Annotated in this window: 18 protein-coding genes and 1 riboswitch; of the genes, 14 read left to right on the top strand and 4 right to left on the bottom strand. The window is 41.3% G+C overall.

Translation table 11 applies throughout. The features are described 5' to 3' along the window. The first annotated feature begins 59 nt into the window (after positions 1–59). The 3 genes from HNQ43_RS01180 (at position 60) to HNQ43_RS01170 (ending at position 4,965) form a co-directional block, all read left to right on the top strand. Positions 60–1,379, top strand: coding sequence for an N-acetylmuramoyl-L-alanine amidase (locus HNQ43_RS01180; RefSeq protein WP_183373977.1), 1,320 nt, complete (start codon positions 60–62; stop codon positions 1,377–1,379). Beyond that, complete coding sequence (locus HNQ43_RS01175) at positions 1,360–3,225, top strand: ABC-F family ATP-binding cassette domain-containing protein (RefSeq protein WP_183373976.1); 1,866 nt, start codon at positions 1,360–1,362, stop codon at positions 3,223–3,225. Before HNQ43_RS01180 ends, HNQ43_RS01175 begins: the two co-directional genes overlap by 20 nt. A gap of 78 nt (positions 3,226–3,303) precedes the next feature. Further along, positions 3,304–4,965 carry a diphosphate--fructose-6-phosphate 1-phosphotransferase gene (locus tag HNQ43_RS01170; protein ID WP_183373975.1) on the top strand — a complete coding sequence of 554 codons (1,662 nt, stop codon included), beginning with the start codon at positions 3,304–3,306 and terminating at the stop codon, positions 4,963–4,965. A gap of 196 nt (positions 4,966–5,161) precedes the next feature. Here the strand turns inward: HNQ43_RS01170 and HNQ43_RS01165 are convergent, their stop codons facing one another. After that, complete coding sequence (locus HNQ43_RS01165) at positions 5,162–5,764, bottom strand: TetR/AcrR family transcriptional regulator (protein ID WP_015536342.1); 603 nt, start codon at positions 5,762–5,764, stop codon at positions 5,162–5,164. A gap of 149 nt (positions 5,765–5,913) precedes the next feature. On the opposite strand from HNQ43_RS01165, the gene HNQ43_RS01160 reads away from it, so the two are divergent. Together HNQ43_RS01160 and HNQ43_RS01155 are read left to right on the top strand one after the other, a co-directional pair. After that, positions 5,914–8,001 (top strand): efflux RND transporter permease subunit, encoded by a 2,088-nt coding sequence (locus tag HNQ43_RS01160; RefSeq protein WP_183373974.1) that lies wholly within the window; start codon positions 5,914–5,916, stop codon positions 7,999–8,001. After that, positions 7,994–10,306 carry a coiled-coil domain-containing protein gene (locus tag HNQ43_RS01155; RefSeq protein WP_183373972.1) on the top strand — a complete coding sequence of 771 codons (2,313 nt, stop codon included), beginning with the start codon at positions 7,994–7,996 and terminating at the stop codon, positions 10,304–10,306. Before HNQ43_RS01160 ends, HNQ43_RS01155 begins: the two co-directional genes overlap by 8 nt. Before the next feature lie 48 nt (positions 10,307–10,354). On the opposite strand, the gene HNQ43_RS01150 is transcribed toward HNQ43_RS01155, so the two are convergent. Next, on the bottom strand, positions 10,355–10,873 hold the full coding sequence (locus tag HNQ43_RS01150) for an energy-coupled thiamine transporter ThiT (RefSeq protein ID WP_183373970.1): 519 nt from the start codon (positions 10,871–10,873) through the stop codon (positions 10,355–10,357). Between the two features lie 34 nt (positions 10,874–10,907). Next, a riboswitch (TPP riboswitch) is annotated at positions 10,908–11,006 on the bottom strand. 72 nt (positions 11,007–11,078) lie between these two features. On the opposite strand from HNQ43_RS01150, the gene HNQ43_RS01145 reads away from it, so the two are divergent. From HNQ43_RS01145 to HNQ43_RS01105, 9 genes are all read left to right on the top strand, one after another. After that, positions 11,079–11,606, top strand: coding sequence for a hypothetical protein (locus HNQ43_RS01145; RefSeq protein WP_183373968.1), 528 nt, complete (start codon positions 11,079–11,081; stop codon positions 11,604–11,606). Positions 11,607–11,610: 4 nt separating this feature from the next. After that, complete coding sequence (def, locus tag HNQ43_RS01140) at positions 11,611–12,162, top strand: peptide deformylase (protein ID WP_183373966.1); 552 nt, start codon at positions 11,611–11,613, stop codon at positions 12,160–12,162. Positions 12,163–12,259: 97 nt separating this feature from the next. Continuing rightward, positions 12,260–14,044: a ribonuclease J1 gene (rnjA, locus tag HNQ43_RS01135; RefSeq protein WP_221247974.1), complete on the top strand. Its 1,785-nt coding sequence runs from the start codon at positions 12,260–12,262 to the stop codon at positions 14,042–14,044. A gap of 52 nt (positions 14,045–14,096) precedes the next feature. Beyond that, positions 14,097–14,933, top strand: a complete 837-nt coding sequence (locus HNQ43_RS01130; RefSeq protein WP_183373962.1) for a metallophosphoesterase — start codon at positions 14,097–14,099, stop codon at positions 14,931–14,933. Between the two features lie 25 nt (positions 14,934–14,958). Beyond that, positions 14,959–16,251 (top strand): FtsW/RodA/SpoVE family cell cycle protein, encoded by a 1,293-nt coding sequence (locus HNQ43_RS01125; RefSeq protein ID WP_183373960.1) that lies wholly within the window; start codon positions 14,959–14,961, stop codon positions 16,249–16,251. After that, positions 16,232–16,783 (top strand): 16S rRNA (guanine(966)-N(2))-methyltransferase RsmD, encoded by a 552-nt coding sequence (gene rsmD, locus HNQ43_RS01120; RefSeq protein ID WP_183373958.1) that lies wholly within the window; start codon positions 16,232–16,234, stop codon positions 16,781–16,783. Before HNQ43_RS01125 ends, rsmD begins: the two co-directional genes overlap by 20 nt. After that, complete coding sequence (gene coaD / locus HNQ43_RS01115; protein WP_183373956.1) at positions 16,780–17,259, top strand: pantetheine-phosphate adenylyltransferase; 480 nt, start codon at positions 16,780–16,782, stop codon at positions 17,257–17,259. The genes rsmD and coaD overlap by 4 nt, the downstream gene beginning before the upstream one ends. Further along, positions 17,256–17,939, top strand: a complete 684-nt coding sequence (rnc, locus tag HNQ43_RS01110; RefSeq protein WP_183373954.1) for a ribonuclease III — start codon at positions 17,256–17,258, stop codon at positions 17,937–17,939. Before coaD ends, rnc begins: the two co-directional genes overlap by 4 nt. Then, a complete protein-coding gene (locus tag HNQ43_RS01105; protein WP_244957005.1) occupies positions 17,936–22,243 on the top strand; it encodes a PolC-type DNA polymerase III in 4,308 nt (1,435 codons plus the stop codon). Before rnc ends, HNQ43_RS01105 begins: the two co-directional genes overlap by 4 nt. A gap of 162 nt (positions 22,244–22,405) precedes the next feature. On the opposite strand, the gene HNQ43_RS01100 is transcribed toward HNQ43_RS01105, so the two are convergent. Then, positions 22,406–23,014: a hypothetical protein gene (locus HNQ43_RS01100; protein WP_183373952.1), complete on the bottom strand. Its 609-nt coding sequence runs from the start codon at positions 23,012–23,014 to the stop codon at positions 22,406–22,408. A gap of 120 nt (positions 23,015–23,134) precedes the next feature. Further along, on the bottom strand, positions 23,135–24,514 hold the full coding sequence (locus HNQ43_RS01095; protein ID WP_183373950.1) for an NAD(P)/FAD-dependent oxidoreductase: 1,380 nt from the start codon (positions 24,512–24,514) through the stop codon (positions 23,135–23,137). Between the last annotated feature and the right edge of the window lie 96 nt (positions 24,515–24,610).

The following is a 24,610-nucleotide window of genomic DNA, read 5'->3' as shown; positions in this document are numbered from 1 at the left end:
CACATGATGAATGTGACTTTTTCTTTATCAAAACACGCGACTTCATGTATACTTAACTCATGGCAAGAAGGAAATTAAACCGAAAACTAAAACATCCGCGAATACTGATCACTCTAGTCGTCTGTTTGGCATTGCTCAGCGGGGCGTTGTTTTTGTATGCCAGCCGAACGACGGATATCGATCGCTTTCGTATGACTCTATTGGAGTCTTTAGATGAAACGGTGATTGAAGAACAGATCCAGACAGATTTCAAAGAAAGCTATACGGTTCAAGATTATGGAATCTATGGAGAGACTTTATCGTTTTATTCAGATCGATATTCGAAGGAAAGCTATACTTCTCTGGTAGGGCAGATGGTGGTGTTGCGAAACGTAGAAACACAAGAAGAGTTGAGTTTTGCCTTTGGAGAGAATGTTGATTCCGGTATCCGTTTGAATCATTTAGAACCGGGACTGTATGAAATTTATATTTATGATAACTATGACAAAAAACGATTATGTTTTAAAAAACCAGTAGAAAGTGAAACGTTTAGTACGATCCGTAATCAGAAACATGTGAAAAATATTCGTCTGGTCGCTGATTCGACATATTTAGAGGAATATGGCCGAAAGATGGATAAAAACTATGCGTTTTTAGAAGTGATGGAAAACATTCCGCAAGTCAAGGTCGCAGACATCGTATTAGATCCGGGGGGACAGATCTATAATGAGGCTACGATGACGACCGAGGCGGGAATCGTCAATGATTGGATTAATGAACCGCAATTGACCCTGGAGTTTGCGAATTTATTGAAGACGAAGCTGGAAGAAAAGGGATTGCGTGTTTTGTTGACTCGTGAAGATGATCAAGGAGCCAGCTACTATGGAACTTCCTCTCGTGTGGGAATTGGGTATCAGGCGCAAGCAAAGGCATTTATCAGCTTTGAAGCGTATGAGGATGATACTTTGACAAGGCCATATTTATTGACCTCTCGATTTACGACGGGACTGCTTGCCAATGAGATCGCATATGAATTGGCAGGGTCTGATCTGGAATTGGCATCTGTCAGTTCGAATGGATCTTTTGCGGCCGGGATCACGAATGATACAGGAATGATCGATGATCAAGAGGATGATTTTGTCTATGATGCCTATCCTGCTTTGCGGGAAACAGGAGGGAAGCAGACATTTGCCGGGGATTTATCCTTTGCCCAGGCTAACGAATCTTATAAGAATAGTTTTGGCATGGAAAGTGTAGTCTTCTTCTTGGCAAATGGCGACAACGAAGAGAGTGTACAGTATTTTCAGGATCATCAGGAAGAGATGGCAGACAGCATCGTAAATGCAATCTGTTCTTATTATGGAATACAGGGTGAAGAAAGTGAAACTTCAAGTCAGTAATATTAAAAAGAGTTATGGGACGCAAGATGTTTTGGAAAAAGCATCTTTGACGATCAAAGAAAAAGAAAAAATTGCTCTTGTCGGGAAAAACGGATGTGGAAAGACAACGCTTTTAAAGATTCTTTGTAAAGAAGAGACTCCTGATCAAGGCTCCATAATCTGGGCCAATGGCGTGCAAGTCGGCTATTTAGCACAGATCACTTTTTCGCAGACCGATCATACAGTGTTCGAAGAACTGCAGACCGCTTTTGATAAGGTTCGTCAAATTGAGCAGCAGTTGCATCAGCAGGCGAAGATCTTAGCCAGTGATTCTAGCGAAAAACAGATGGAAAAATACGCAAGTTTACAAAGCCAGTTTGAAGCATTGAATGGCTATCAGTATGAAGTGGAGATGCGCAATGTCTTTTTTCATTTTGGCTTTACAGAAGAAGATCTGCATAAAGATCTTCAGTCGTTTAGCTCTGGACAAAGGACGCGTATTGCCTTGGTCAAATTGTTATTGTCCAAACCGGACGTTTTATTATTGGATGAACCGACCAACCACCTGGATATCGAAAGTGTGGAGTGGCTGGAAAACTATGTGCGCCATTATCCCAGTGCGGTGGTGCTGGTCAGTCATGATCGTATGTTTCTGGATCGAGTGGCAGATGAGATCATAGAGATCGAATATGGCGTCACGACTCGCTATGTAGGAAATTATACGCACTATGTTCAGGCAAAAGAAGAATATATCAAGCGAAATCATGAAGCCTATGTGCGTCAGCAGCAGGAAATCCAGCGAATCGAAGCGCTGATCGAAAAATTTCGTTATAAGAAAAATAAAGCAGCCTTTGCCCAAAGCAAGATCAAATATTTGGAAAGGATGGATCGCATTCAGGATCTAAAAGCTGACAACTCTCAGATGCATGCTTCTTTTCGCTGCGGGCGCAAGGGCGGTAAACAAGTCTTGGCGGTAGAAGATCTTCAAATCGGATATGACCATATCTTGTCGACGGTCAGTTTCTCTTTGGTCAAAGGTCAGCGTATGGGAATCGTGGGACCTAACGGTATCGGCAAGAGTACTTTGATCAAGACTTTGGTGAAAAAGATTCCGGCTCTGCAGGGGCATTTTCATTATGGCCATCAGATCGATATTGGATATTTTGATCAGGACAGTGCCCATCGGCATTCTTCTTTAACCGTATTGGATACGTTGTGGCAAATCTCATCCGATCTGACCCAAACCCAGATTCGGAACACGCTGGCGAGTTTTTTATTTACCCAGGATGAGGTCTTTAAAGAAGTCAATGATCTTTCTGGCGGGGAAAAGGTAAGGCTTGCCTTGGCGGAACTCATGTTGGAACAGGACAATTTGCTGTTGCTGGACGAGCCGACTAACCACTTGGATATTCCAACCAAAGAAGCTTTGGAAAAGGCATTGGAAAACTATGACGGAACGATTCTGTTTGTTTCTCATGATCGTATGTTTTTGTCAAAAATGGCAAACCGCATCCTGGAAATGGGGCCGACTTCGAAAGTGTATGACTGCACATATTCTGAGTATTTAGAAAAAAAAGCGCAAGGTACTCTGACACAAAGTGTATCGGATACGGTACAAACCAATTCTTCCAGGCAAGTATTCAAAGACCGGAAAGCATTAAAAAATCGAGTCGACCGTCTAGAACAGCTGTTGGAGCAGGCGCAGTCGGATTTAGAGGCTTTGCGGGAATTACGGTTTGAACCGGAATATTATCAAGATTATCAAAAAATGGAAGAGCTCGATGCTCAAATTGACGACAAGCATAATGAGATTGCCCATTATACATCAGAGTGGGAGGAAAAAATGATGCTCCTGGAAGAGGAATAGCCGGTTCTGTCCGGGTTTGATGTTTACTTTTCAGGGGGACTATTTTATAATTTATTCGGTAAAAAAAGGAGATCAGCTATGAAAATTTCACCATTACAAAAAGCAAGATATGAGTACTCTCCTAAACTTCCTGGCATGCTTCGCCATGGAATTGCGGAGATCTGTGTAAAAGAAGGCGAACCAACACAGAGTGTGGCCGATCAAGAAAAGATCCAGGCTTTGTTTCCGAATACTTACGGAAAAAAAGAGATCACTTTCCAAAAGGGAGAAAACACATCTACGCCTAAAAAACAAGTTGTCGGTGTAATTCTTTCTGGAGGACAGGCTCCTGGCGGACACAATGTTGTTTGCGGTTTGTATGATGCCTTAAAGGCAACCAATCCAGATAATGAATTATATGGATTCAAAAATGGTCCAAGCGGATTGATTGATGATGATTATTTGATTTTTGATGATGCTTACATTGATGAATATCGCAATACTGGCGGTTTTGATATCATCGGTTCAGGAAGAACAAAATTAGAGACGGAAGAGCAGTTCAAAGTTGCTGCCGAAGTCTGCAAGAAACATGGAATTACGGCCATCGTGATTATTGGTGGAGATGATTCCAACACGAACGCTGCTGTTTTGGCAGAGTATTTTGCGGCTCATAATACGGGGGTTCAAGTCATCGGATGTCCAAAAACAATCGATGGAGACTTGAAAAATGAAGATATTGAATGTTCTTTTGGTTTTGATACCGCAACTAAAACTTACTCTGAATTGATTGGAAACATCGAGCGCGATGCCAATTCGGCTAAGAAATATTGGCATTTCATTAAAGTGATGGGCCGTTCTGCATCGCATGTAGCTTTGGAATGTGCATTGGAAACGCAACCAAATATTTGTTTGGTATCGGAAGAAGTAGCTGCCAAGAAGATGTCTCTATCACAGATTGCTGACTATATTGCAGATTCTGTAGAAAAACGAGCTGCCAAAGGTATGAACTTTGGTGTTGCCATCATTCCGGAAGGTGTAGTAGAATTTGTACCTGAATTCTCTAAATTGATTGCGGAAATTAATGAATTGTTAGCCGGAAGCAAAGCTGACGAATTTAATGCTTTACCTACATGGAAAGATAAATATGCTTTCATCGAAAATGGTTTGACAAAAGAATCGATGGATGTATTTGCGATTTTACCGGAAGGCATTCAGCAGCAGTTGTTCTTAGAACGTGACCCTCATGGAAACGTACAGGTTTCTTTGATTGAATCTGAAAAGTTGTTCTCTGCTTTAGTAGCTGATAAATTGGCAGAAAGAAAAGAAGCTGGTACTTATAAAGGAAAATTCAATGCATTACATCACTTCTTTGGTTATGAAGGACGTTGTGCATTCCCATCTAACTTTGATGCGGATTATTGTTATTCATTAGGATACAATGCCTTTATGCTAATTCAGTATGGTTACACGGGATACTTATCTAAGATTTCCAACTTGTCAAAACCAGCTAATGAATGGGTTGCCGGAGGTATGCCGATCACTAAGATGATGAACATCGAAAGACGCCATGGAGAAGACAAACCAGTTATCAAAAAAGCACTGGTTGAATTGGAAGGAAAACCATTTAAATATTTTGAAGCACATCGTGAAGAATGGGCTGAAAACACATGTTATGTATATCCAGGTGCTATCCAGTATTATGGACCGGCCGAAGTTTGTGACATCACCACAAAAACTTTAGCTTTAGAACAAGGTGAATAAGTTTTACTTGTTTGTAAACAAAAACAGACTACAATGGCATTCTATGTCCGTGTAGTCTTTTTATTTCGTTTAAAATCTTGTCTGGTAAAGATAAAACAGTAGTGAAGTTTACAGAAACTTTGATTTTTTTTGTAGAATATGCAGAAAATAACGTGTTTAAAAAAGTGATCATGATAAATCACCGTCATGGACCTGTTTAGTCTTTATAATTTTTGAGTATGGCCCGAATGACTTCGAATAAATAAGGTTTGTATTCCTGAAAAGGAAGCGGTTTTTGATACAGAATGGAGTTGTAACAAGTGCTGCCTACAGTTTCGATGATAATGAATAAGATAATATCCGGTCTTTTAAAGGTATAGCCACTTTTTTTGGCTAATAAAGTAAATTGTTGAAGCATACCGATTTCTTCATTATCCATAGTTGTCTGCAGTTGTTCATGAAAGATGCCCCAAGACAGGTTACGTTCGATAAATTTTAAAATAGCCGGATTATCTTCTAAGCTCAACAAAACCTGATTGATGATGAAAATAATCGCATCTTCAAAATTTTGAATATCATTTTTCTCCAGTTTTTCTCTGGCTTCCTGAAACAAACGAGCTGCTTCTTTTTGAATCAGTACGTCACGAATCTGGTATTTATCTTTAAAGTACAAATAAAAGGTTCCTTTTGCTACATTGGCTTTTTTTACGATATCCTGAACGGTTACGGAATGGATATCTTTTTTTGTGAACAGGTCAAAAGCGCTGTTTAAAAGCGCTGTTTCTTTATTTCTCTTATTTTCCAACACTTTGGATTTCATACTATCACCACTTATAGTATAGACAAAAATGTACTATTGGTCAATTTTTATTTCTTAATATAAAGGTTATATTAAAAATTATTTTAAATAATTGACTATTAGTCATTTTTGTACTATACTCATGTCCATGTTGAGAAAGGATAGAGAATATGGATAGAATTTCTAAGTTTATTGTCAGATACAGAAACAAGATTTTACTTGTTGCTGTACTGCTCTTGATTCCCAGTGTGATCGGTTTTTTAAATACGGGAATCAATTATGATATTCTTTCCTACCTGCCTAAAGAAGCGGAATCGATGAAGGGACAGGAAGTCCTGGATAAGGATTTTAATCTGGCCAGTGTAGGAATGATGGTAACCAATGATCTCTCGGATAAAGAGGTTGTTTCTTTAAAAGATAAGATTGAAAAGATCAACGGGGTCAAAAAAGTATTCTGGCGAGATGATGTTTTGGATATCACATTTCCTAAGGAAATGATACCGGAAGCCCTTCAAAAACAGTTATATTCCAAAGATTCCACTTTGATGATCGTCACCTTTGAAGAAGATACAGCTTCGGAGAAAACCATGGATGCGATTGCGAAGATCAAAGAAGTATCGAACAAGGATTGTTATTTAGGGGGAATGAGTGCTATTGCGCAGGATACCAAAGATCTGGCTAATTCAGAGACTGTCAAATATGCTGTGATTGCCGTTTTGTTAAGTCTGGTTGTGCTGTATTTAGGACTTGAATCTTCTGTAGCACCTTTGATCTTTATGTTGGGTATGGCTTTTCCCATCATCTATAACTTTGGAACCAACATCTTCTTAGGAAAGATTTCTTATATTACACAGGCTTTGGCGATGATCTTGCAATTAGCGGTGACAATGGATTATTCGATTTTCCTTTTACATCGCTATCAGGAAGAAAAGAAAAAAGCAGAGAATACGACCAATGACATGGCCATGGTCAAGGCCATTCAGGCTACTTTTACTTCCATCACATCCAGTTCGGTGACAACGATTGCCGGATTCTTAACGCTTTGTTTCATGCAACTAAGACTGGGTGGCGATATTGGTATTGTGATGGCTAAAGGGGTTGTGCTGGGAGTCATTTGTACGATTTTTGTTCTACCTAGTCTATTGATGATCTTTGATCGCCAAATTGAAAAATATACACATAGAACATTGATTCATGAACTCAAAAAAGTACCTGGTTTTGTGGTTCGACATGCCAAGTTTTTGCTGTTGATCGGAATTTGTATCTTTATTCCTATGGGTTTTGCACAGGCCAATGTCAAGCAATACTATGATCTGACCAGTACATTGCCATCTGATCTTTCCAGTATGAAGGGAACGGAAGAACTAAAAGATAAATTTAATATGAATACGACTCACTTCATTTTGGTCAGCGATACATTACCGACAAAGGATATCCAGGAACTTTCCGGAAAGATTGAAAACATTGAGGGGATTGAAAATGTCTTGGCCTATGAAAATTTTGTCGGAGGTGGGGTTCCCGGCACATTTGAGCCGGAAGCCATTAAAGATATTTTTGAAAATGGCGGCTATAAACTGTTGATTGCCAACAGTGATTATCATGCGGCTACAGATGAAGAAAATAAGCAGTTGGACAAGATTCATGAAGTTTTGAGTCAATATGACAAAAAAGCGCTGATCACCGGTGAGGGCATGTTGTCAAAGGATTTGATTACCACGACCAACGAAGATTTTAAGGTCGTTAATGTACTATCGATTTTGGCAATTTTTGTGATCATCTTGATTACGTTTAAATCGATTGCGTTGCCGTTTATCTTAGTGCTGGCAATTGAATTGGCAATCACGATCAACATGGGTATTCCTTATCTGACACATACGACATTGCCATTTATTGCCGGCATTGTGATCGGTACGATTCAGTTAGGGGCCTGTGTGGATTATGCGATCTTGATGACAACGCGATTTAGAGAAGAACTCAGTTTAAATAAGAGCAGAAAAGAGGCCATACGAGTTGCGATTCAAAAGACATCTCCTTCAATCATTACCAGTGGCTGCTCCTTCTTTGCGGCTTGTATTGGAGTGTCTTTGATATCTCGTATGGATTTAATTTCCAGCCTTTGTGAGCTTTTGGCAAGAGGGGCCATCATTTCTGTCATCAGTATTATCTTCATCTTGCCAAGCATGCTTTTATTAGGACATAAGCTTATTGAAAAAACAACGAAAAAATGGCCGATAGCTAAGGAGGATCAGTATGAATAAAAATATTAAGGTAATGGGCAGTGTGATCTTAAGTGCCGTATTGGCACAATCTATGCTTCCGCTTCATGTTTATGCATTAGAGGATGAAAATCCGACACAGAAAACAGAAACTGTCTATGCGGTTTTAAATGCCGATGGATCGATCTCGGATACGATCGTATCCAGCTGGCTGCACGATGATGACGGCATCCATAACATCAAGGAGACGCTGGATGAAACCGATGTAGAAAATGTCAAAACTGATGAGGAGCCCGAAGTGGATGGCAATGTCTATACTTGGAACAGCAAGAATAACGATATTTACTATCAGGGTAAGACAACAAAGCAGCTTCCCATTGAAGTAAAAATTACCTATGAGTTGGATGGACACCAATTGAGCGCAAAAGAAGTTGCTGGACAAAGCGGACATTTGAAATTGACAATTCACTTTGAAAACCTTGAATCAAAAACGGTCTATGCGGATGGAAAAGCCATTACCGTACATCCCAGCTTTTTAGCCGGAGGTCTTTTGACTCTGAATGCAGATCATTATGAGAATGTATCGTGTTCCAATGGAAAAATCGTGAATGATGGTACAAATGAAGTGCTGGCCTTTGCGAATGTACCGGGATTAGCTGGTACTTTACAGGAAGCTGGATTAAATAAGATCATCGATCAGTTACATATCAGTGATGATACAGTGATTGAAACCGATGTAAAGGATTTTGATTTAGGATCGATCATGATCGCCATGACCAATGAAATCTCTTTAGATGAATTGGCTGGTCAATTATCCATTGGAGATCTGACAGGCGGTATCGATCAGCTGGTATCGGCTTCTGATCAGTTGCTAGATGGTTCTAAACAGTTGTATGAAGGTACGACAGAATTAAAGGAAGGTGCTAAACCTTTAACGAGTGCTACACCGCAGATCCAACAGTTGGCTGATGCATCAACACAATTACATACAGGCTCCAGTTTGTTGTTGGATGGAATCAAAGCATATACACAGGGAGTAACACAGCTGGACAAGGGAAATCAAAAGTTAACAGCTATACCGGCCGCTATGCAGCAAACCGTACAGGGAAGTACATCTTTATCACAAGGGTCACAAAAGCTACAGGAAGGTCTGGCACAACTGGAAGAACAGGTGAATGGACTGGATAAAAATACTTTATCAAAGCTTACACAGGCGATGAATACGACCAAACAAGAATTAACTACGTTACAAACACAGCTTTCTACTTCAAAAGAAGCTTTGACATCTTTAGAGAACAGTTTACAAACAGTTCAACAGGCTATGACTGGATTGGATACTTTCCAAACACAATTTGAAGCTCTTGTGACTTCGGTAAATCGAACTGTGGAAGACGATCAAAGTAAGATTCAAAGTTTTAATGACCAGTTAGAAAGTGCAAAACAGGCGCAGTTGCAGGCATTGCAGTCCTCCATTCAGGCGCTGCTAACCAGTAAATCTGCGATTTCTCAGGAGGATACGACAGGGGCCGCCTCTAAGATCGATGAACAGATTGATGGTCTGAAGTCTCAATTACAAATTGTTCAAAGTATTGATGTTCAGGGGTATACCCTGGAAACGTTAGATACACAAAAAGCACAGATGCAGGCCCTGCTTTCTCAGACCAGGCAGTCTTTGGACGGTTTATCAAAGGTCATGGAGGGGACAAAATCAAATATGCAAAAGCTGCAGACATCTATGCAGACAGCTGCTCAGTCCATGGCTACCTTAGAACAAATTATGACAGGTGTTCATCAGAATATGAGCGATCAAGATTTTGTTCAACTCATCACAAAGCTGCAAGGTGGAGTAAGTCAGTTAAAAGCAGGTGCTGATCAGCTTCATACGGGTTCTGTAGCCCTGGAATCAGGACTTCAACAGCTTCAAAGTGAATCCAAAACAGCCGTTGATCAGTTAAATGCCGGTTCTCAACAAATCGTATCTAAAAATGAGGAATTGATCAGTGGTGCTTCCTTATTAGATGAAGGAACAGCACAGTTGGAAGGACAAAAATCAAAATTAATGGAGATGAGCGATGGTCTTGTACAGCTACAAAGTGCCTTTGATACATTGGAGAATGGTGCCAAACAGCTTTATGACGGACAAAGTCAGTTCAATGAGCAGGGTATGAATCAATTAAAAGAAACGGTCGATTTGACAACATCGGAGTTTAACACACTACAAACTGTGTTTGATCAAATCGATGCATTGAACAAGGAACATAAATCATTTGCGGGTACACCGGATAATTCGGAAAATATTGTTCGATTTGTATTCCGAACGAAGGATATAGAATCGAAAGATGAATAAAAAAGATCAGCTAGATACAAAATCGTATCTAGCTGATCAATTTTTTTGTTATTTCTGTTTTTTCATATGAGGTTCTAAAAGCTTCATCATCAAAGGAACCAGAACGATACCCAGAATGAAGGTTGGAATCATATAAGTTGCCTGATAAGTGATGGAACCCCACAATGTTGTTTCCCAAACAACGACGCCGCTGAGGGTAGAACAGATAAAGCGAATCGCATTGGTGACCAATACTCCGGAGTAGAAAACACCAAAGTTTGGAAACAGACTCGCAAGTCCATAAGCTGCAAAGGCCAGCAGATAATCTAATAAGAAACCGATCAATGTGGGGGTATACATAGGACCTGTGATGAATTGGGCAAACACCGATACGATCGCAACGGCTAATCCTTTTTTCCATCCCAGATGGTAACTTGCCAACAATAATGCTAGAGTGGATACCCCTAAACTTCCTCCTTCAGGCATCTGCAGCATCGGCAGGGTATTGATAAAAGTATCTAATACCATAAAGAGGGCAACATAAAATGCCATCAAAACCAAATCTCTGACTGATAAATTCTTTCCCATAAAAAAACACCTCCATTTGAGGCGTAAGGAATTCAAAAAAACTTTGAAGACTCCCTACGCTAGAATTACCTAGATCAGGTCATAAGGGACTGGTCAAACCATCTCAGCCTTTTCGGCGCCCCTGTCTTGACTTCTTTATTATAAAGCTTTTCAAGAGATTGTCAAAATGGTTTTCGGAAAACAGAATGAATGATAAAATAAGCGCATGGAAGAATGGGAACGATTGAGAAGATGTACGATCAAAGAAGCAAAGCAAGTGTTTTCTTTGATCCGGCAAAGAATGCGCTGGATGGACAAAAAGGGGCTTGATTCTTGGAACCAGAATCACTATGATGAGATTTTTCCTTTATCTTATTTTGAAAAAGAAGCGATGCTAGGGCGACTTTTTGCGCTTGTTAGCGAAAAGGACGAACATATTATCAGTGCAGCGGTTCTTTTAGAATCCGACTCTCGTTGGAATTCGGAGAAACCAGCTATTTATGTTCATAATTTTGTATCGGATATAGAATCTGCTCAGGCGGGGAAACGATTTTTAGAGGCGGTAGAATGTTATGCAAAAGCGCGGGGAAAACAGTATGTTCGCCTGGATTCTGCCCAAAACAATTCTTCATTGGAGAATTATTACACCAATTTAGGATTTGCAGCTGTAGGCATTTGCCAGGAAGGCGCGTATCAAGGCGTCTTGCGACAAAAAGAGATTCATTGTCAAAATAGTGAAAATGGTTTAGAATAATTCCATGAAAATCAATAGTGAAACCATTATTCTGGATTCGGATCCAGTCTTACGAACAAAAAGTAAAAAAGTGGAACTGCCTTTATCCGCAGAAGACCAGGCTTTATTAGAGGACATGCTGCAATATGTCAAAGATTCACAAGATGAAGAGATTGCCAAAGAGCAAGGACTGCAGCCGGCCGTAGGAATCGCTGCAATTCAATTGGGAATTCCCAAGCAGATGATAGCTGTCGTGGTGCCTGAGGAAGATGTGGTTTATGAAGCGGCTTTAGTCAATCCCAGAATTATTTCGGAATCCGTTCAAAATGCCTATTTGGAAAATGGGGAGGGGTGTCTTTCAGTCAAAGACGAACATCCCGGCCATGTATTTCGCCATGCCCGGATCAAGGTCAAAGGTTATGATCTGATTCAGCAAAAAATGGTCACGATCAAGGCTGAGGGGTATTTTGCGATTGCTCTCCAGCATGAGATCGACCATTTGTCCGGGATCCTGTACTATGATCGTATCGATCCGGAAGAACCTTGGAAAGAAGACGCGGAAGCAGAAGTGATTTGATTTCTGCTTTTTTGTTGAAACGACTATTGGATTTTTTGATATAATTTATAAAAGAAGAGTAACAAAGACTCAGAAAGAGGAAAATATGCCAAAACAGATGAATACGAGTTTTGGGCATGCACAATCAAAGAAAACATATCATACTAAAAATCATGTTGAGAAAAACGACACCTTGATCTATGCCTTAGGAGGACTGGGTGAAGTTGGAAAAAACATGTACTGTTTTGAACACGAAAATGAGATTTGTATCGTGGATTGTGGTGTGTTGTTTCCGGGAGATGACCTGCTAGGGGTAGATTATGTCATTCCGGACTATCATCATTTGATTCGCATGAACAAAAAAAGAAAATTTTTAGTCATTACCCATGGTCATGAAGACCATATTGGAGGAATTCCATTTTTATTGCGGCAAGTCAATATCGATGCCATCTATGCACCGCGGTTTGCCAAGGCTTTGATCCAGAAAAAACTGGCAGAGCACAAGGGCCTGGAACGAACAAAGATTATTGAAATCAACGATGAATCCAGCATTAAGACCAAGTATTTTACTGTCGGTTTTTTTAATACGATCCATTCAATACCGGATTCTTTGGGAGTTCTGATCACGACGCCGAACGGAACTATTGTGGAAACCGGAGATTTTAAGTTCGATCTTACTCCCGTCGGGACCAATGCCGATTATCAGAAAATGGCTTACATTGGTGTTTTAAAACCTGATCTCTTGATGTCTGATTCCACGAACTCGGGTGTCGAAGATTTTTCGATCTCAGAAAAGAAAGTAGCCAATGAGATCTTAGAAATCATGCGCAAGACTTCGCAGCGTTTGATCGTTGCGACATTTGCATCCAATGTCCATCGTGTTTCGCAAATTTTGGAAGCGGCTGTGAAGTGCGGAAGAAAAGTCATCGTCTTTGGTCGGAGCATGGAAAATGTCGTGGATATCGGCCGCAAAATGGGAACGATCAAAATCAAGAATGCGGATTTTCTATCTCCGGAAGAGTTGGCGCATACGCCGGATGATAAAGTGTGTATTATTTGTACGGGAAGTCAAGGGGAACCGTTGGCAGCTTTGAGCCGTATCAGTAATGGAACGCATCGGTATATTCATTTAAAACCGGGAGATACGATCGTGTTTAGTTCAAATCCGATCCCGGGGAATGCAGCCAGTGTCAACAAAGTCATCGATAAGCTGTTCCGATCGGGGGCTACTGTCTTGACCAAATCGATCTTAAATAATCTGCATACAACAGGACATGCTTCTAAAGAAGAACAGAAGTTGATGTTGCAGCTGATCTGCCCTCGTTATTTTATGCCGGTGCACGGAGAATATAAGATGTTGATGCAGCATCGCCAGACCGCCATAGAAGTAGGCGTCCCTAAAGAAAATATCTTTGTTTGCGCAAATGGAGACATTCTGATCCTTCGTAATCACGAAGTACTTCAAAGTGACTGGCGATTCCAAGGAGATGACATCTATGTAGATGGAAATGATATCTCAGGATTGTCAACGGCGGTTTTGAAAGATCGGCGGATCTTGGCGGACAATGGATTGGTTGCGGTGGTGATCGCCATTGATTCCAAGTCCAATAAGATCTTATCTCGGCCAGTCATCGTCAGCCGAGGCTTTGTATTTATCAAAGATTCACAAGGGTTGATTCGTGAAGCGGAATTTATCGTGCACCAGTCTCTCCAGGAAAAAATGAAAGAAAAGACGACTTTCTCTGAGTTGAAAAACTGTGTGCGATCAACTCTGGAACCGTTCTTATATAAAAAAACACACCGAAATCCAATTGTGATTCCGGTCATCATCAACTCTCGCCAGACCATGGAGGAGATCCAACAAAAACGCATACAGAAAAAGGCACAACGGAAAGAAGCTTAGTCTTCTTTCTTTTCTTTCTGTAAACTGTGGTAGAATAATACATGGTGATGCGATGACAAGCCTGCAAAAAAAATTGTTGATTGTAATTGGAGTATTAAGTTTATGTATGTGCACTTTGGCCAGCTCTCTTTTTATGGCCACCAAAGTGAATCCTAATCAACTTCATGTTCGCTATCAAACGATTCGGGATGAAACGATCGGAAAGGATGCAGGAATCCTGTCCATCTTGTATTTCACGGATCTTCAATATGGAACTTTTCAGGATACGAAACGAACAGAAAATCTGATTTCTACGATTGAAGAATTAGATCCCTCCATTGTGATCTTCGGGGGTGATCTGTATGATGATGCCTTTGTGCCCACGCCGGAATCCAATCAGGCACTGATAGATTTTTTGAATCGGATCGATGCACCGTATGGAAAGTTTTCGGTGTTAGGCGAAAAGGATATCGATGAAACTCATATACAGTCGGTGCGAGATATTTATGCTCAAACAGGGTTTGAGATCTTGGAAAACAAGCAGGTCCAGATTGCCAACGCCTTTACTTTATGTGGCTTGTCACCCTCTGCGGATGTCAGTGTATTGGCTAATAATCAAAAAGAGATGTTTCATATCGTGGTCAGCCATTATCCAGATAATTTGGTCAATGATGCTTTGAGCCAAGATCAGGTATCGCTAGCTTTGGCCGGAAACAGTCATGGCACACAGATTACCTACCCGCTGTTGGGAGGTTATCGCCAGACAGAGGGGTCGAAGACTTTAAACCGTTCACAGGGGGCTTCTCTACCTTTTAGTGTCATTGTATCGGCAGGCGTGGGAAATACACGTATCGATGCCCGGTTCAATGCGGATCCGGAAATCCACTATTTTTTATTGAGTCATGATTAGTTTTTCAAATAGATGAAAGGAATCTATGAGTACTGTCGTAAAAACAAAAAACCAAACGATCAAAAGATCGGATAAAAGAAGAAAAGAAAAAGCACCCAAAAAACCGATTTGGCAAAAACTGCGCCAAGTCTTTTCGTTGCACCCGAAAAGCGATCCTTTGATCACGTTGTGTATCATTCTCTTGACGTTGTGTGGAACGATTATGATCGTGTCGACCAATGTAGGAGAGACCACAACCAATTCGAATGTTGTTCTGATTACACTGATTCGTCAGACGATGTATTTGGTTGCTTCGTTTTTGTGTATGTGGTTTGCGAATCGAATGTTTCGATTTAAATGGATCGCACGGTGGGAGAATGCGATTGTTCTGATTTCTTTTGTTGCGATGCTGGTCCCGCTTTTGTTTACCGGGTCTGGGGGGTCGTATGCCTGGATCCGTCTGCCAGGCGGCGTAACGATCCAGCCGGCTGAGTTTGCCAAACCCGTATTGATCGTAATTTGCGCTACTTCCTTATATCGAGCTCATCAGAATCCGCAGATGACGCAAAAGTGGCAGATTCTGTTTCGAAAACCAATGATTTGTTATTTTTTGTTGATGGTTGGGATCTTGCTTCAAAGGGATATCGGAACCGGTGCTATCATTTCGACGATCTTTTTTGCTTGTCTGATCATTCCTACATATCCGGGTATGGCGCGTTTTCAAAAGGTTCTAAAAAGGATCGTGATGATTTCCATTGTTGCTTTTGTCATTCTTTTTTGGGTGACGGATCTTGGAATTTCCATTTTGGAGCAGACGCCGTTTTCTCATATTGCGACTCGAATCGCCAATGCCAAGAATCCTTATAATGATGTCTATGGTCAAGGGTATCAGCCGGCCAATGCTTTATATGGCATTGCCAGCAGCGGTTTCTTTGGAAAGGGAATCGGTGGATCTATGCGAAAATATGGATATCTGACACAGGCTGACAATGATTATATCTTTGCGGTGATCATGGAAGAAACGGGGATTTTTGGGTTGATTCTTTTATGTATCTTGTATGGCTTGTTGTTGTATCGTTTGTTCTTTTATGCATTTAAGACCCAGGAGATGGCATATAAGGTGATTTTAGGAGGAACGGGCACATATCTCTTCATTCATTTTTTCTTGAATGTGGGAGGGGTATCGGGCCTGATCCCTTCGACCGGGGTTCCTTTATTATTTATCAGCAGTGGCGGATCTTCTTTGATGGCTTGTTTTTTGACTATGGGAATTGCTCAACAGTGCATATCACAGATTCGACTCAAGGAGATGACGAATCATGCGCATCGTAGCTGGTAAATTTGGTTCCAGGCGACTCGAGAGTGTGCCTGGGCAAACGACACGACCTACTTCCGATAAAGTGAAAGGGGCCATCTTTTCCAGTCTGGGCGGCTCTTTTGAGAATGGCAGGATCTTAGACTGCTACAGCGGGACGGGGAATATTGCCTTGGAAGCTCTATCGCGAGGGATGAATCAAGCTGTTTGTGTCGATCAGGATCATAGGGCTGTCAAAGTGATTCGTGCCAATGCCAGAGCGTTGGGCGTGGAATCGCAAGTCCAGATCATTAAAGCAAATATTTTTTCGGCGTTAGATCAAATGAATGTTCCTTTTGATCTGGTCTATATCGATCCGCCTTATCAAAAAGAACAAAATGTGAAACTGTTGGAAACTTTGGATCGTTTAGATTTAGTTTGTGAAGAAGGAATGGTGGTCGTGGAGAGCCTTTCCACCCAAAGTTTTCCGGAAGAGATTGGTCATTTTATCAAAGAACGCGAAAAAATATATCGAAATACAAAGATCACTTATTATCGAAAGGAGACAAAGAAATGAAAAAAGCCTGTTTTTGTGGGACCTTTGATCCGGTGACCCAAGGGCATTTGGATCTCATTCAAAGAGCAACTCGTCTTTTTGATGAAGTTGTTGTGGTGATTGGAGTGAATTCGGATAAACATACAATGTTTCCTTTAGATCAAAGAAAAAAATGGTTAGAAGAATCTTTGAAAGACCTTTGTCATGTCACTGTACAGGCGCATGCGGGATTGGCGACAGAAATCTGTAAAGAAATCAAAGCGAATGTCTTGATTCGCGGCGTTCGAAACGGCGTTGATCTGGAATATGAAAAAAATATGGCAGCTATGAATCATCTGTTGGACCCTTCGATCGAAACTGTTATCTTGTTGGCCAGTGAAGATAAAATGCATTGTTCCAGCTCGAATGTGCGTGAATTCCTTCGCTATAACAGAGATGTTTCTCAGATGGTCCCGGCTTGTGTGGCTAAAGATCTGAAAGAAGGTGGCAAGGCATGAAACGTTTTTCACAATGGTTGACCGATCAAGGTTATTTCGTTCATGATGAAAAAATCTATGAGGAAGCTTGTACGCATTCCAGCTATGCGAATGAACATAATCAAAAAGGGACGGATAATGAACGATTAGAATTTATGGGCGATGCGGTTTTACAAGTTTGGAGTGCCGATCAGCTGTTTCATATGGAGCCTAAAATGCATGAAGGGCAGATGACGACATTACGGGCTCAGACAGTCTGTGAAGCTACTTTAGCCAAGCTGAATAAAAGTCTGGGATGGTATAACTATTTGAAGCTGGGAGTCGGGGAAGAAAAAAATGGCGGACGGCAGCGTGCCAGTATCTTGGCTGATCAATTCGAAGCTTGTTTAGGAGCCATTTATATTGATCAGGGATATGAAGCTTGTGACAGTTTGTTAAAAGAGGTCATGCTTCCTCTGTTTAGAGCAGAGAAAAGCGAAGATGTAAAAGATTATAAAACGCATCTGCAGGAAGTGATCCAAGCCGACAGCCGAAAGACAATACAGTATAAATGCTTACAAGAAGTGGGGCCCAGCAATGCGCCTACTTTCACAATGGGTGTTTATCTGGATGATATTTTATTAGGAACCGGCACCAGTTCAACTAAGAAAAAGGCTGAACAATTGGCTGCTAAAGATGCTTTTAAGAAAATGGTTCGATGAAAGGAGTAGGATCGATGGTTTGGGAAACAGTTGCCCATTTCTTGCCAGAGGAATGGAAACCTTATTTTGATCATGCTCAGTTTAAAAAGGGCCCGTTATACCATGTGAAAAGCGAACATCTGGAAATAGTTTTGATGGTGGATGAGGTTTTTCCTTTTGAACTTTATGAAACATTGCTTCATAATCTGAAGCTTCAGACTCATGTTCATGTAAATCTGGGAATCGAGGCTCGTCATGCTAAAACAGACATGGTCAATCTGGATCGTTATGTAGCTTATTTTGTGGAAAAAGAGCCGAGACTAAAAGATTTCCGCTTTCTTCATCCTTTTATGGAAAACGAGTCCGTGGCTTTTTCGACAAAAGATGAGAGCCGACTGGCGAAGCTTAACCTATCTTTACCGATTTTGGAGTCTTTATTAAAAGAGGTCGGCATCGAAATGGATATGATCTGCAAACAAATTGAAGATGACAAAGCGATCGAGACTCAGCGAATCGAGATGCCTTCCGTTTTGTTGCCAAAAAAAGAAGAGCCTTTAAAAAAGACATATCGTCGTCAGCAAGCCATACAATCTTCAATTGCCGATTTACAAGTGGGCATGCGTGATGTGATGATCGAAGGGCATATTTTTTCGGTGGATAATCGGGTCATGAAATCGGGAAAAACCTTGCAGATGATCTATATATCCGATTATGAAGATGCGATCGTGGCAAAGCGCTTTGAAGGGGCTCGATGTCCTTTAGAAGAAATTCAAAAGGTCAAAAAAGGCATGTTTGTGCGTCTAAAAGGAGAAGTAGTCTACGATAGTTATGCCAAATGTGATTCTTTTATGATCCATCAGTTCGAGGAAATCCAGCCTCCAAAACGAAAAGACGGGGCGAAGGAAAAACGAACAGAGTGGCATGTACATTCGAATTTTTCGGAAATGGATGGCGTTTGTTCAATCGAAGAATACATTCAGTGTGCTTATGATTGGGGAATGGATGCGATCGGGATCTGTGATCACCAAGTCGTGCAGGCATTTCCCATGGCTCAGCATAAAGTCAGCGCTTTAAACAAACAAGATCCCGAACGCAATTTCAAAATGCTTTACGGCTGTGAAATGTTGATGGTGGATCCCGATTATAAAATCGTCATGAACAATGATCATCGCCGTCTAGAAGATACGACCTATGTGATTTTTGACTTGGAAACAACCGGTTTATCAAATCGACTGGATGATATCATTGAATTTGGGGCAGTTAAGATGAAACATCGGGAAGTGATCGATCGCTTGCAGATGTTTATTGATCCTAAACGGCCTATTCCTGCCAGCATTACGACGTTGACTAATATTTCTCAAAGAGATGTGGATGGACAAAAAACGATTGAAGAAGCGCTGCAGGATCTATTGGATTTTATCGGGGATTCCGTTTTAGTAGCTCATAATGCTAGCTTTGATATCGGCTTTATGAACGCGGCTTGTGAAAAGTGTCATCGGCCGCGAATCAGTAATCCGGTGATTGATACATGGCCTTTGGCGCAGGCAATGTTGCCGGATGCGAAACGATATAATCTAGGAAGTGTGTGTCGACAATATGGGGTCAGCTATGATGGAGAAGGGGCTCACCGTGCGGATTATGATGCCGAAGTTCTGTCACAAGTCTTATGCCATATGCTCAATCGCTTTGATTCGGAAGCAACATTGGATGACTTGATGTTAAGCGATCCACAAAGTTTCAAGAAAGTACGTCCGATGCATACGACTGTATTCGCAAAAAATAAAGAGGGTCTAAAAGAATTATTTGAGCTGATCACTTTAAGTCATACTCAATATTTATCGACGGAAACGGCGGCCGGAGAGCCTAGGATCCCTCGTTTTGAATTGGAAACAAAGCGAAAAAACGGCAATCTTCTAATCGGATCGAGTTGCCAAAACGGAGAGATTTTTGATTTAGCGCATACTCGTGATGCCCAAAGATTGGAAGAAGCGATGGAATTTTATGATTATATCGAGATCCAGCCTTTGGCATGTTATGCCAATCTGTTGCAGATGCGAGGAAGAGGAAAAGCGATTCAAAATGTAGAGGATCTTAAGAAGATCTTAGGATACATTCTTGATGCCGCTAAGAAAAAAGATAAACCGGTGATTGCCACAAGCGATGCCCATTATGTACATTCTCATCAAAAAAGAGTGCGCGATATCTACATTAATGCGAAAGCAATCGGCAATGCTAGACATCCGCTGTATATCTATGATGAAAGTATGCGCAGAGTCTGTAAAGCGCCGGATCAGCATTTCTTGACAACAGAAGAGATGTTGGAAGCTTTTGATTGGCTGGAGCCGGAGCAAGCTTATCAGATCGTGGTGACAAATCCGAATAAGCTAAAAGAAAAAATGGAGCCAGTCTATCCGATCAAGGATAAACTGTATCCGCCGGATATTGAGGGGTCTGATCAAAAGCTAAGAGATATTTGTTTTGAAACTGCGCACAAGATGTATGGAGAAAAGCTTCCGGAAATTGTTGAAAAAAGATTGAATCGTGAGCTCGACAGCATCATTGGTCATGGATACTACGTAGTTTACTATATTTCTCATCTTTTGGTTAAAAAGAGCAATGAAGATGGCTATCTTGTAGGAAGTCGAGGATCGGTAGGATCCAGTTTTGTGGCTACGATGTCCAATATTACGGAAGTCAATCCGCTGGCTCCTCATTATGTGTGTCCTCATTGTCATCATTATGAATTTATCGAGGATGAGGAGGTCAAATCTGGTTTTGATTTGCCAGACAAACCTTGTCCAAAATGTGGTACGATCATGCGAGGGGATGGACAAGATATCCCGTTTGAGACTTTTTTAGGCTTTGAAGGAGATAAAGTTCCCGATATTGATTTGAACTTCTCAGGAGACTATCAAGCCAATGCACATGCCTTTACCAAGGAAATCTTTGGAGAAGACCATGTATTCCGCGCCGGTACCGTAGGAACGGTACAAGAAAAAACGGCATATGGTTATATCAAGGGTTACGAAGAAGAAATGGGAATTGAACCATTTTGTGAAGCTAAACGCGTAGACTTGGCGAAAGAATGTGAAGGAGTCAAGCGAACAACCGGCCAGCATCCGGGAGGAATCGTCGTTGTACCTTTGGATATGGATGTTCATGATTTTACACCGGTCCAATATCCTGCCAATAACCCGAATGCGGAGTGGAAGACAACGCATTTCGACTTTCATCAGATCCATGATAATATTTTGAAATTTGATATCTTAGGGCATGTGGATCCGACGGCCATGAAAATGTTGGAGCGAATTACGGGCCTGGATGTACGGCAATTACCGATGAACGATCCTGAAACGATGGCTATTTTTTCCGGGTTGGATTCTTTAAAGATCGACACGACTCGATATAATGAAGTCACTGGGGCAGCAGGGATTCCTGAGTTTGGGACCCGCTTCGTCAGGGGAATATTGGAAAAGACAAAGCCGACAACGTTTGCGGAACTGGTCAGTATTTCTGGCTTGAGTCATGGAACGGATGTTTGGCTGGGAAATGCAGAAGAATTGATCAATAATGGAACTTGTGTCTTGAGCGAAGTGATCGGATGTCGTGATGATATCATGGTCGATTTGATTCAGATGGGGCTGCAGCCTAAACAGGCGTTTACGATCATGGAGAGCGTACGTAAAGGAAAAGGCCTTAAAGACGAATGGATCCAATCAATGAAAGCAAACAATGTCCCGGACTGGTATATCCAATCGTGCCAAAAAATCAAATACATGTTCCCTAAGGCTCATGCGGTTGCCTATGTAATGATGGCGGTCCGTATTGCCTGGTTTAAGGTTCACCGTCCTTTGGCATATTATTGTATGTTCTTCAGTATACGCTGTGATGCTTATGATATTCATACGATGATTGCCGGGGAAGAAGCTATCCGTCAGCGCATGACCGAGATCCGTCGAGCAAAGGAAGACAAAACTCAGACGGTCAGTGATAAAGAAAACGCAATCTATGATACTTTGGAACTGGCCTTAGAGATGGCTTGCCGCGGATATCATTTTTCAAATATTTCAATCAAGCAATCCGCCGCAACGGAGTTTATCTATGATCCCAAGGATCCTAAAGCCATCATTCCTCCATTCACGAGCTTGGATGGTTTGGGAGCCAACGTTGCTAAATCGATTGTCAAGGCAAGAGAGACAAGAGATTTCTTATCAAAAGAGGATGTTCTAAAACGGACACAGATCTCAAAATCCTTATTGGATCAGTTGGATCGCATGCAAGCTTTGGAAGGCTTGGATGAAGAAAATCAGATGACTTTATTTTAGCCGGGTAAATAAACTCGGCTTTTTTTAATGTTGCACGCCAAACGGAAGAAAGGATTAGATTGTATCGCCAGAATACATGGAGTGAGATGAAGAGTTTGATCTTTTTGATATGGTTACCGTCTGTTTTTCCACAAAAAAAGGCTGCCGAAGCAGCCTTGTGCATTATACGCGTCCAATCGCATATTGGAAAGCATCTTCTTCTACTTTTTCTGGATCGTAAGTTTCCAAGATCTTTCCATAACGTTCGCGGTAATCATTATCAACTTTTGCCTGCGGAATCACTTTACATGCTTCGTTGAAGAAGTGTTTTGAATCTCTTCCCATTTCTTTACCGCGTTTTGTGTGTTTGTCTAAAGCCAGATCGATGATCTCTGGGACTTCTCCCATAGCCGCTGTCTTGATCACGATGTTTTTCAAGAAGTCACTGGAACGATCTTTTTCACAGGAACATAAAATGCGGATCGCGTGAATGAAATACATCGGCTGGTCTGGATCATCGTATGCATATTCCTTACGCATCTGGTTCAATACATACATATGACGAGCAGCATCTAAATTTCCAAATCCAACATCTTCTACGGAAATCGTCAATAAACGACTCCACAATTTTTCAAGCAGTACAGGACTGGTTGTATACAGTTCGTACGCATAGCGGCATGCCAGTTCTGTCATTGAACGGCGAATTGATTTTTGCAGACCGGAAACCACTTCATCCACTTGAAGACCGTGTTTTGTTTTGGCTTCGGCCCATAAACTGTAGTCTTTACTCATACTGTTATCCTTCTTTCTATTGACCTGATTTCTGGTCTTATTATAGAAAGGATGACGACTGGTCTCAACTAAACTTTTTCCCATGTCTTAGGAAAGAAAAAGACTGCCCGAAGGCAGTGCTTAATCGATTTGATCGGTGATGTGGCGAGCTACATAGATACCGCTGGCACTAGCATGGCTCAAGGAGTGAGTGACACCGGAACAATCGCCGATTACAAACAGGTTCTTATGACAAGTTTCCAGGTTTTGATCCAGCTGGACTTGCATATTGTAGAATTTAACTTCTACTCCATAGAGAAGCGTATCATCGTTGGCTGTACCTGGAGCAATCTTATCCAGAGCATAGATCATTTCAATGATATCATCCATTTGGCGTTTTGGGATCACCAGGCTCAGATCCCCAGGAGTTGCATTCAAAGTAGGTGTGATGAAACTTTCCTGAATACGGCTTGGGGTACTTCTTTGGCCGCGAATCAAATCTCCGAAGCGTTGTACGATTACGCCGCCACCCAGCATGTTGGATAAACGGGCAATGCTTTCGCCATATCCATTACTATCTTTAAATGGTTCTGTGAAGTGATTGGATACCAATAACGCAAAGTTGGTGTTGTTGGTATACTTCTTTGGATCCTCATAACTGTGACCATTGACCGTAACGATACCATTTGTGTTTTCATTGACTACGACACCGCGAGGGTTCATACAGAAAGTACGAACGAGATCCTGGAATTTTTCAGTACGATAAACGATCTTGCTTTCATAGAGTTCATCGGTCAGCTCGCTGAATACATCGTATGGCAGCTCTACACGAACACCAATATCCACACGGTTGCTTTCGGTTTGAATTCCTAGCGAATCACAGATGTTTTTCATCCACTGACTTCCGGAACGTCCTGTGGAGATAATACAGTAAGTACCGGTATATGTCTGATGAGAGGCAGAAGTGATTTGGTAACCGCCTTCGATTTTTTCAACCGCGTCAATCGGGGTATCAAAATAGAAATCTACTTTTTCTTTTAATTCGTTATACAAGTTTTCCAAAACGATATAGTTGATATCGGTTCCTAAGTGTCGAACGGAAGCATCTAAGAGATGGAGGTCGTTTCTTAAACATTTCTTACGGATCATAGAATTGTTGTTCTTAAACAAGCGGGTATTTTGTCCGCCATGGGATACATTGATCGTATCGACATATTCCATCAGTTCGATTGCCTGTTCCTTCCCTATATATTCATATAGGTTTCCGCCAAATTCATTGGTGATGTTATATTTTCCATCGCTGAATGCACCTGCGCCTCCAAATCCGTTCATGATTGAGCAGACTGGACAGTTGATACAGGATTTAATCCGTTTTCCATCGATAGGACATTTTCTTTTTTCAAGGGGATGCCCAGTTTCAAAGACTCCGATTTTTAAGTTTGGTTTTTTACGGATGGCTTCATAAGCAGAAAAAATACCGCCAGGGCCGGCTCCGATGATTAGGATATCATATTGATTCATTTATCTCACCTCATACTTTTACGACTGTATTGTATCATGGAAGTTAGGAATTTGACGATTTCTTTGATTTCCTAAGGCACGGGAAAATGATTATTT

The organism is Faecalicoccus acidiformans, from assembly GCF_014202635.1.
GTDB lineage: Bacteria > Bacillota_I > Bacilli_A > Erysipelotrichales > Erysipelotrichaceae > Faecalicoccus > Faecalicoccus acidiformans.
Note: the sequence above shows the minus strand (reverse complement) of the source record. Positions and strands in the feature narration are given on the sequence as shown.